General features: G+C 61.6%; 9 protein-coding genes and 2 pseudogenes. 10 read left to right on the top strand and 1 reads right to left on the bottom strand.

Translation table 11 applies throughout. From position 1 onward, the window contains the following. From G568_RS20395 to G568_RS0117140, 9 genes and pseudogenes are all read left to right on the top strand, one after another. Nucleotides 1-165, top strand: a pseudogene (locus G568_RS20395) (IS256 family transposase); the annotation flags it as partial. Nucleotides 166-198: 33 nt separating this feature from the next. Further along, nucleotides 199-834 (top strand): annotated as a pseudogene (locus G568_RS19365) (FAD binding domain-containing protein); the annotation flags it as partial. Between the two features lie 13 nt (nucleotides 835-847). Next, the gene (locus G568_RS0117170; protein WP_026759130.1) at nucleotides 848-1,342 is read left to right on the top strand and encodes a (2Fe-2S)-binding protein; all 495 of its coding nucleotides are present in this window, start codon (nucleotides 848-850) and stop codon (nucleotides 1,340-1,342) included. Beyond that, the gene (locus G568_RS0117165; protein ID WP_026759129.1) at nucleotides 1,339-3,765 is read left to right on the top strand and encodes an aerobic carbon-monoxide dehydrogenase large subunit; all 2,427 of its coding nucleotides are present in this window, start codon (nucleotides 1,339-1,341) and stop codon (nucleotides 3,763-3,765) included. Before G568_RS0117170 ends, G568_RS0117165 begins: the two co-directional genes overlap by 4 nt. A gap of 44 nt (nucleotides 3,766-3,809) precedes the next feature. Then, nucleotides 3,810-4,685 carry an AAA family ATPase gene (locus tag G568_RS0117160; RefSeq protein WP_026759128.1) on the top strand — a complete coding sequence of 292 codons (876 nt, stop codon included), beginning with the start codon at nucleotides 3,810-3,812 and terminating at the stop codon, nucleotides 4,683-4,685. Continuing rightward, nucleotides 4,682-5,863 (top strand): vWA domain-containing protein, encoded by a 1,182-nt coding sequence (locus G568_RS0117155; RefSeq protein ID WP_026759127.1) that lies wholly within the window; start codon nucleotides 4,682-4,684, stop codon nucleotides 5,861-5,863. Before G568_RS0117160 ends, G568_RS0117155 begins: the two co-directional genes overlap by 4 nt. Beyond that, nucleotides 5,860-6,639 carry an XdhC family protein gene (locus G568_RS0117150; protein WP_026759126.1) on the top strand — a complete coding sequence of 260 codons (780 nt, stop codon included), beginning with the start codon at nucleotides 5,860-5,862 and terminating at the stop codon, nucleotides 6,637-6,639. Before G568_RS0117155 ends, G568_RS0117150 begins: the two co-directional genes overlap by 4 nt. Continuing rightward, the gene (locus G568_RS0117145) at nucleotides 6,632-7,240 is read left to right on the top strand and encodes a nucleotidyltransferase family protein (RefSeq protein WP_026759125.1); all 609 of its coding nucleotides are present in this window, start codon (nucleotides 6,632-6,634) and stop codon (nucleotides 7,238-7,240) included. The genes G568_RS0117150 and G568_RS0117145 overlap by 8 nt, the downstream gene beginning before the upstream one ends. A gap of 110 nt (nucleotides 7,241-7,350) precedes the next feature. Then, nucleotides 7,351-7,806: an SRPBCC family protein gene (locus tag G568_RS0117140; RefSeq protein WP_026759124.1), complete on the top strand. Its 456-nt coding sequence runs from the start codon at nucleotides 7,351-7,353 to the stop codon at nucleotides 7,804-7,806. A gap of 518 nt (nucleotides 7,807-8,324) precedes the next feature. On the opposite strand, the gene G568_RS20895 is transcribed toward G568_RS0117140, so the two are convergent. After that, nucleotides 8,325-8,711: a RipA family octameric membrane protein gene (locus G568_RS20895; protein WP_425423416.1), complete on the bottom strand. Its 387-nt coding sequence runs from the start codon at nucleotides 8,709-8,711 to the stop codon at nucleotides 8,325-8,327. A gap of 50 nt (nucleotides 8,712-8,761) precedes the next feature. Between G568_RS20895 and G568_RS0117135 the strand changes: the two genes are divergently transcribed. Then, a partial coding sequence (locus G568_RS0117135; protein WP_026758969.1) for an IS5/IS1182 family transposase occupies nucleotides 8,762-9,017 on the top strand: 256 nt, incomplete at its 3' end.

The following is a 9,017-nucleotide window of genomic DNA, read 5'->3' as shown; positions in this document are numbered from 1 at the left end:
ACCAAGGGCTGCCTGAGCCGGAAAACCGGCCTCGCCATGGCCTTCAGGCTGATGATGTCAGCCCAGGCGAAATGGCGAAAACTCGACGGTGCCAATCGGCTGCCGGAAATCGTCCAGGGGATTGCCTTCAAGGACGGGATCAAGCAACTTCAAGCCGCCGCCTGATCACGCCGTCACCAACTTTCGGGCATAGCTCGCGCGCTGGTCACGCAATCCGATCTGATCGGCCATGCTGATCTGGCCGCAGCGGCCCCCATCCTGCGCGAAGCCGCCTTGCAGATCTCCGATCCGCAGGTGCGCTACATGGGAACCGTGGGCGGCAATGTCGCCAATGGCGATCCGGGCAACGACATGCCGGGGCTCATGCAATGTCTGGATGCAAGTTTCACGGTCGTCGGGCCAGAGGGCACGCGCGAGGTTCCCGCACGGGAGTTCTACGAGGCGGCCTACATGACGGCGCGCGAAGATGATGAGGTTCTCACACACGTCACCATCCCACGCCCCTCCGGCGGCTACGCCTATGAAAAGCAGAAGCGCAAAATCGGCGATTATGCGACCGCCGCCGCCGCCGTGCAAATCGTCAAGAAGGGCGGTAGCTGTGCAAGCGCCGCCATCTCAATGACCAACCTCAGCGATACGCCGATCTTCTCGGACGCCGCAGGCGGGGCGCTCGTCGGGACACCCGTGGATGACGCCGCTTTGACAGCCGCCGTTGCCGCCATGCTGGGCGATATCGACCCCACCGAAGACAACCGCGGGCCCGTGGCCTTCAAGAACCACGTCGCTGGCGTGATCCTGCGCCGCGCGATCGAGCGCGCTTGGTCGCGGGCATAAGGGAGCAAAAGACATGTCTAAGAAAATGCACATCAAGCTGAACGTTAACGGCAAGGCGGAGGAGTTCCTTGCAGAACCGCGTGAGCTGCTGATCTACACGCTGCGTGAGCGGCTCAATATCACCGGGCCGCATATCGGGTGCGAAACCTCGCATTGCGGTGCCTGCACCGTCACCATCAACGGCAAATCAGTCAAGGCCTGCACCATGTTCGTGGCACAAGCCGATGGCGCCGAGATCACGACGATCGAAGGCATCGGCGGCCCCGATGACCTGCACCCGCTGCAGACGGCGTTCAAGGAACTTCACGGGCTTCAGTGCGGCTATTGCACGCCCGGAATGATCACTCGCGCCACCAAGCTGCTTGAGGAAAACCCCAACCCGACGGAAGAAGATATCCGCTTTGGCATGGCGGGAAACCTCTGCCGCTGCACGGGCTACCAGAACATCGTGAAATCCATTCAGGCGGCTGCGGCCGAGATGAATGCAGCCAAGGAGGCCGCAGAATGAAGGACGACGTCACTCGCGAAGAACGTGTCGACAATCTCAAGGGCCTCGGCTGCTCGCGCAAGCGGGTCGAGGATGCCCGCTTTACCCAAGGCAAGGGCAACTATGTCGATGACATCAAGCTGGATGGGATGCTGTTCGGCGATTTCGTCCGCTCGCCCTATGCCCACGCGCGGATCAAGAGCATCGACGCCTCCGCCGCGCTGGAAGTGCCCGGTGTTCTGGCGGTCCTGACCGCAGACGACCTGCGCCCCCTTGGCCTGCACTGGATGCCGACTCTCGCGGGCGACAAGCAGATGGTACTGGCCGATGGTAAGGTGCTGTTCCAGGGGCAGGAAGTGGCCTTTGTGGTGGCCGAAGACCGCTACGCGGCGGCCGACGGGATCGAACTGGTCGAAGTGGACTACGAAGAACTCCCCGTGATCGTCGACCCGTTCGCATCCCTGAAATCGGACGTCATCCTGCGTGAGGATCTGGTGGCCGAGGACGGCTCCATTCCTGCGGGCGCTCATGGGCCGCGCAAGCATCCCAACCATATTTTCACATGGGAAGCGGGCGACAAGGACCCAACCGCAGAGGTCATCGCCAATGCCGATGTCGTGGTAACCGAGTCGATGTACTACCACCGCACCCACCCGTGCCCGCTTGAAACCTGCGGCTGCGTGGCGTCGATGGACAAGGTCAACGGCAAACTGACGCTCTGGGGCACGTTCCAGGCCCCCCATGCGATCCGTACGGTTGTCTCGCTGATCTCCGGCATTGAAGAGCACAACATCCGCGTGATCTCCCCCGATATCGGCGGCGGGTTCGGTAACAAGGTCGGAGCCTATCCGGGCTATGTCTGCTCGGTCGTGGCCTCCATCGTCACGGGCAAGCCGGTCAAGTGGATCGAAGACCGGATGGACAACCTGATGACCACCGCCTTCGCGCGGGACTATCACATGACTGGCAAGATCTCGGCCACGAAAGAGGGCAAGATCACCGGGTTGCAGTGCCACGTCACGGCGGACCACGGCGGTTTTGACGCCTGCGCCGACCCGACCAAGTTCCCGGCCGGGTTCATGAACATCTGCACAGGGTCCTACGACATCCCGACCGCCTATCTGGAGGTCGACGGCGTCTATACCAACAAGGCCCCCGGCGGTGTCAGCTATCGCTGTTCCTTCCGGGTGACCGAGGCCGTCTACTTCATCGAGCGCATGATCGAGGTGCTCGCGATCGAGCTGGATATGGACGCGGCAGAGCTGCGCCGCATCAACTTCATCAAGAAAGAGCAGTTCCCGTATACCGCCGCCCTTGGCTGGGAATACGACAGCGGGGATTACCACACCGCCTGGGACAAGGCGCTCGAGGCCGTGGACTACGAAGGTTTGCGCGCGGAGCAGGCGCAGAGGGTCGAAGATTTCAAGGCGGGCAAGACGCGCTCTCTGATGGGTATAGGCCTGTCGTTCTTTACCGAGATCGTGGGCGCTGGCCCTGTCAAGAATTGTGACATCCTTGGCCTTGGCATGTTCGACAGTTGCGAAATTCGCATCCATCCGACAGGCTCCGCGATTGCGCGGCTTGGCACCATCTCTCAGGGGCAGGGGCATGCGACGACGTTTGCGCAGATCCTCGCCAGTGAGATTGGGCTATCTGCCGACAGCATTACCATCGAGGAAGGTGATACCGACACGGCACCCTACGGTCTTGGCACCTATGGCTCGCGGTCCACCCCGGTCGCCGGCGCCGCGACGGCCATGGCAGGGCGCAAGATCCGCGCCAAGGCGCAGATGATCGCGGCCTACCTGCTGGAGGTGCACGATGACGACGTGGAATTTGACGTGGACCGCTTTGTGGTCAAAGGCGCGCCCGAGCGGTTCAAGACCATGAAAGAGATCGCCTTTGCCGCCTATAACCAAGCCATTCCGGGGCTGGAACCGGGTCTGGAAGCGGTCAGCTACTACGATCCTCCCAACATGACCTATCCGTTCGGGGCCTATATCTGTGTCATGGATATTGATGTCGATACCGGCGTGCCCGAGATCCGCCGCTTCTATGCGCTGGATGATTGCGGCACCCGCATCAACCCGATGATCATCGAGGGGCAGGTGCATGGCGGTCTGACCGAGGCGCTCGCCGTCGCCTTGGGGCAAGAGATTGCCTATGACGACATGGGCAATGTCAAGACCGGCACGTTGATGGACTTCTTCCTGCCCACGGCTTGGGAAGTGCCCAACTACGAGACGGACTATACCGTAACCCCCAGCCCGCATCACCCAATCGGGGCCAAGGGCGTCGGCGAAAGCCCACATGTGGGCGGTGTGCCGTGTTTCTCGAACGCGGTGCAGGATGCGTTCCGCCCCTTTGGCAATCGGCACACCAACATGCCGCATGACCATTGGCGGATCTGGCAGACCGCCAACAAGCTTGGCTTGCACGGCTAAGGCCAATGCTAGGGCGGGGTTCACCCCGCCCTACGGAGACACGCATGACCTGGACTGATTTGAAAACCGCGCTGGCCGGTCACGGCTATGTCGCCTCCGATGATCTGGCCGTGGCACTTCAGCTTGCCCTGTCGCTTGGTCGCCCACTTTTGCTTGAAGGGGCCGCAGGCGTTGGCAAGACAGAGATCGCCCGCACCTTGTCGGCTGTGCAGGACACGCGGTTGATCCGATTGCAGTGCTACGAAGGGCTGGACGCGGCGCAGGCGATCTACGAATGGAATTACCAGCGGCAGCTTCTGACCATCCGCGCCGCCTCCGAGGCCGGCGAAACCGGCAAGGCCGTCGAAGAGCGCATCTTTTCGCGGGATTTCCTGCTGGAACGGCCTTTGCTTGCCGCGATCACTCAAGACAAGCCCCCCGTGCTGTTGATCGATGAAATCGACCGCGCCGATGAAGAGTTCGAAGCCTACCTGCTGGAAATTCTTTCGGATTTCCAGGTCTCCATCCCCGAGCTTGGCACCATCAAGGCCGTCACCCGGCCCATTGTGATCCTGACATCGAACGGCACCCGAGATCTGTCAGATGCCCTGCGCCGCCGATGCCTCTATACCTATGTTCAATATCCCGACCAGGCGACTGAATTGGCCATCCTCAAGGCGCGCTGCCCCGAGGTCGAGGCGCGGCTTGCCGATCAGATCGTGGGCTTTGTGCAGAAACTGCGTGAGGAAGACCTTGAGAAAACTCCCGGCGTCGCCGAGATGCTGGATTTCGCGGCTGCGCTCATGGGGCTTGGCATCGCCGATCTGACCGAAGACGCCAAGGTTCTGCAATCGACTCTGACCAGCCTGCTCAAGACTCAAAGCGATCAGGCGCAGATCACCCCGGAAGTGGCCGGACGCATCGCCGGCAGAGCCGCATGAGCCGCGTGACGAAATTCGCAGGCCGCGATCCGGGCCCCGCCGCGCGGATGGCCGGGTTCATCGCCCATCTGCGCGACAACGGTCTGCGCCTTGGTGTGGCCGAAGCGGACGTGGCCATGGCCGCCCTGTGCGAGGTGAATGCGATCCGCCCGGATGATAGCCGACGCGCGCTCCGCGCTGTCTGCACTGGCTGCAAGGAAGAGGCAGAGCGGTTTGACGATCTCTTCGACAGCTACTGGATGGACATGGGCCGGGTGAAACAGAAGGTGATCCCGTCGCCCCAAAGCCCCACCAGCGACGATGTGCATTCTTCGCGCGATGCCAAGGGCGAAGATGCGGCGGCGTCCGGTTCGGCCACGTCGCCCGACGCGGAGGGCGGCGAGGCCGAGAGCGACGGTACCGGCAAGCTGATCGCCACAAAGCAACACAACCTCGCCCGCAAAGACCTGCGCGATCTGGTGCGCCCGGACGAGATTGCCGAGGCCGAGGAGATCGCCCGCCGCATCGGCGCAGCCCTGCGCGACACACGGTCTCGCCGCCGGATCGCCGCGCGCAAGGGGGATCGTCTGCACTTCCGCAAGACCATTCGCCAAAGCCTCGCCACCGGTGGCGAACCCCTGCGCCTTCTGCGCAAGAAGCGCCCGGACCGGACGCGCAAGATCGTGGCGCTCTGCGATGTCTCCGGCTCAATGTCGGTCTATGCCCAGGTGTTCCTCGCGTTTCTCGCGGGTCTCATGCGGGCCGATACGGCCGCCGACGCCTATCTCTTTCATACCCGCCTCGTGCGCATCACCGAAGCTCTGCGCGACAAGGACGCGACGCGCGCCATCGGGCGCATGTCGCTGATGGCCGACGGGTTCGGGGGCGGCTCGAAAATCGGCCCGTCCCTAGTGCGCTTTGCGGATACCTATGCCAAGCGGTTCGTCGACGGGCGCAGCGTCGTGCTGATCCTATCGGATGGGTATGACACGGCTCCGCCGGACCTGATCGCAGACGGGTTGGCCAAACTGCGCAAGCGCGGCTGCAAGGTGATCTGGCTCAACCCGCTGAAAGGCTGGGCAGATTATGCGCCGGTGGCCGAAGGCATGGCGGCCGCCTTGCCGTATCTTGATGCCTTCAAGCCGGCCAATACCCTTGCCGATCTGGCCGCACTTGAACAGGAGCTGGCGACGCTATGACCCCGGCCGAAATCCTCTCAGGCGATCTGGCCGAAGCCGCGCAGGCCTTGCGAGACAAGGATGAACCCTTTGCCTTTGCCACAATCGTGCGCACCGCCGGATCGACGGCGGCCAAGCCGGGTGCAAAGGCACTGCTAAGCGCGGATGGGACGATCCTGCAGGGCTGGCTGGGTGGCGGCTGCACCCGTGGGGCGGTCAAACGGGCTGCACTGCAGGCCTTGCGCGATGGTACTCCACAGCTTGTCTCGGTCGCCCCCGAGGATCTTCTGGCGGAAAAGGGCGTCGTCGCGGGCGACGAAGTGGATGGTATGAAATTCGCCCGCAATGGCTGCCCGTCGCGCGGAACGGTCGATATCTTCATCGAACCCTGTTTGCCCTTGCCGCAGCTTGTGGTGATGGGCGCCTCTCCCGTGGCCCAAGCCCTCAGCACGCTTGCCCCGCAGTTTCACTGGGCCGTCACGAGCACGCCGCACCAGACCAAGCCGCACCATCAAAGTTATGTCGTTGTCGCGACGCAGGGTCAGGGCGACCTTGGTGCCCTGAAATCTGCATTGACGTCCGACGCACGCTGTGTGGCGTTCGTCGGAAGTCGCAGGAAATATGCGGCCCTCGCCACAATGCTTGCCGAAGCCGGGCTTGATCAATCAGCGATCGACACCGTCAAAGCCCCCGCCGGGCTTGATCTGGGGGCTGTGACACCAGAGGAAATCGCCCTTTCGATTCTGGCGCAACTGGTGCAGGTCCGACGCGCCGCATTGAAACCGTCCGATGCGTGACGTCACTGCCATCATATTGGCAGCGGGTCTGTCGCGCCGCATGGGGGACCGCAACAAGCTGCTCCTTTCTGTTGGTGGCGTGCCGATGATCCGCCACATGGTGGATGTCTACAGCGCGGCAACGACGCGGCCGGTTCTGGTGGTCACCGGACACGACGCTGACGATGTCGCGGCAGCCCTTGCAGGCAGTGCGGCAAGGACGGTTTTCAACGCGGATTATGCCAACGGCCAGCCGACATCGGTCGCGTGTGGATTGCGAGCCTCAAACGACGCCGGCGCGGTCCTCATTGGCCTCGGCGACCAACCGCTTCTGACAGCGGATGACATCCGAGCCTTGCTGGCCGCGCATGCGGCGGCGGATCCGCAGCGCATTTCTATCCCCGCGATGGACCAACGGCGCGGAAACCCGATCGTAGTTCCAGACGCCTTGCGCTCTCGACTTCTGGAGGACCCTCGGTCGCCGGGGTGCAAGACATTCACCCGCGCCCATCCGGAGCATGTCCAATTTCACGCGCTGACCAGCCTGGGGTTTTTCGCGGATATGGACACGCCCGAGGCCTACGAGGCCTTGATCGCAGGCAAGCTGGAGGAAACCGTATGAAGATCCTTCAACGGCTCGCCGCTCGCTTGCGCCGCAGGGTAGCGCTGACTCCGGAACAGGCCGAGCACTTGGCCACCATAAAATTCCCTTGTTGCTGAAAAGGATATCCCATGGAACTGGCAGACGAAATTATCATCAACGCACCCAAAGACCAAGTCTATGCCGCGCTGAATGACCCAGAGGTCCTCAAGCAATGCATTCCCGGTTGCGAAGAGCTGGTCAAGCATTCGGACACCGAACTGGAGGCAAAAGTGGTCCTGAAGGTTGGGCCGGTGAAAGCCAGATTCAGTGGTGACGTGCAACTGAACACCGCCGGCGCGCCGGATGCATTTTCATTGACCGGACAGGGCAATGGCGGGACCGCCGGGCACGCCAAGGGCGGAGCGGATGTCACGCTGACAGCCGATGGGCCCGACAAGACGATCCTGCGCTACGAGGCAAAGGCCGTGATCGGCGGAAAACTGGCGCAACTGGGCAGCCGCCTTGTTCAAAGCACCGCGAAAAAGCTGGCGGCCAAGTTCTTCAAATGCTTCGCGGCGGTGGTGAGTGAGGACGAACCTGCCTGACGGTCTCATTTGTGCAGAACACGTACACAACATCATCGCAAAGGGGGCGACGCTGACTTACGGGATGGGCTGTTGCAAAGATGCGCCTGCGATCCGCGCCACGGTCAGTCCCACAAGATAACGGTCCCGGCGCGCTCGCACCGGGCATGCGTGGTGCCTGTTGCGCGGTCTTGGTGCGTTTCCCTCCCTTTGGTCGACCCAAAGGCCCATCCGTTCCGATAGCGGGTTCATCGATTTTGTCCCGTCCTTGCAAAACCCTACAAATCGTCGGATGGATCTTGGCGGACATAAATGCACTCCCGTATCACCGGAAGCATACCACATCTGGGTGTTTTCACACAGCCTCGGCCTTGCCAGCCATTCACGCCATGCCTCGCGAATGGCCGGTGTCAGCCCCGGAGTGGACGAGCAGGCGGGATTTTGCAGGTGCAGCATCCGACACGTCGGGCGGGAAGCGGAAGTTCGCTGCGCTGTGCAGGGAGGTCTGCAAAGGGATACTAAGCGCCTTTGGGTTTTCCTCAGGTTGATGCGCAGACTGAATCTACGAGCTGATGCCATGGTATTAATGTCGACGCCTGAATAAGGTAGACAGCTATAAAAATCCACGGCACCACACCTTCCACCTTATGGAATGGGCGATGCCTCTTCCCATCCTGATCTGGGTCTAATTTTTTCCATTCATCGTGAAAGGGCTGCTCAACGAAGTTTTCTTCAATAGCGTTAATAACGGAAAACTTCGCCTCATTTAGAGTTTTATAGCTCGTTATATTCATAATCCATAGTGCGCATATCGCCATTCCTGCTATCGGCATCACGGGGATGCCCATCCCGTCAGGATCAATCGCACCTAAGTATGCAGAACTTCCGACCAATAGAGTGTTTACCGACAAGTGGCTCTGTTGCACAAAGCGCGTGAGGGATTCATGTCGCGAATCCAGTGTGGTAGCTGGGCGACATGAGCAGACCCACACCCCCAACCTACAAGACCAGGAACTGGCCGGCCTATAACGAAGCGCTCAAGCGCCGTGGCTCGCTGACAGTCTGGTTTGACCCGGAGATGATCTGGGAGGCTGCGCCGACCGGTAAGCGCGGTCGGCAGCAGACCTACAGCGACACCGCTATCCAGACATGCTTGACGATGAAAGTGTTGTTCGGCATGGCGCTACGCCAGACCACAGGCTTCGTCGAGAGCCTGCTGCATTTGGTCGACC

It is taken from the genome of Sediminimonas qiaohouensis DSM 21189 (assembly GCF_000423645.1).
Taxonomy (GTDB): Bacteria; Pseudomonadota; Alphaproteobacteria; order Rhodobacterales; family Rhodobacteraceae; genus Sediminimonas; species Sediminimonas qiaohouensis.
Note: the sequence above shows the minus strand (reverse complement) of the source record. Positions and strands in the feature narration are given on the sequence as shown.

Excerpts from the sequence above, each read along its gene's own strand:
- G568_RS0117170 (WP_026759130.1), top strand. The coding sequence starts at position 848 with ATGTCTAAGAAAATGCACATCAAGCTGAACGTTAACGGCAAGGCGGAG.
- G568_RS0117160 (WP_026759128.1), top strand. The coding sequence starts at position 3,810 with ATGACCTGGACTGATTTGAAAACCGCGCTGGCCGGTCACGGCTATGTC.
- G568_RS0117145 (WP_026759125.1), top strand. The coding sequence starts at position 6,632 with ATGCGTGACGTCACTGCCATCATATTGGCAGCGGGTCTGTCGCGCCGC.
- G568_RS0117155 (WP_026759127.1), top strand. The coding sequence starts at position 4,682 with ATGAGCCGCGTGACGAAATTCGCAGGCCGCGATCCGGGCCCCGCCGCG.
- G568_RS0117150 (WP_026759126.1), top strand. The coding sequence starts at position 5,860 with ATGACCCCGGCCGAAATCCTCTCAGGCGATCTGGCCGAAGCCGCGCAG.
- G568_RS0117165 (WP_026759129.1), top strand. The coding sequence starts at position 1,339 with ATGAAGGACGACGTCACTCGCGAAGAACGTGTCGACAATCTCAAGGGC.
- G568_RS0117140 (WP_026759124.1), top strand. The coding sequence starts at position 7,351 with ATGGAACTGGCAGACGAAATTATCATCAACGCACCCAAAGACCAAGTC.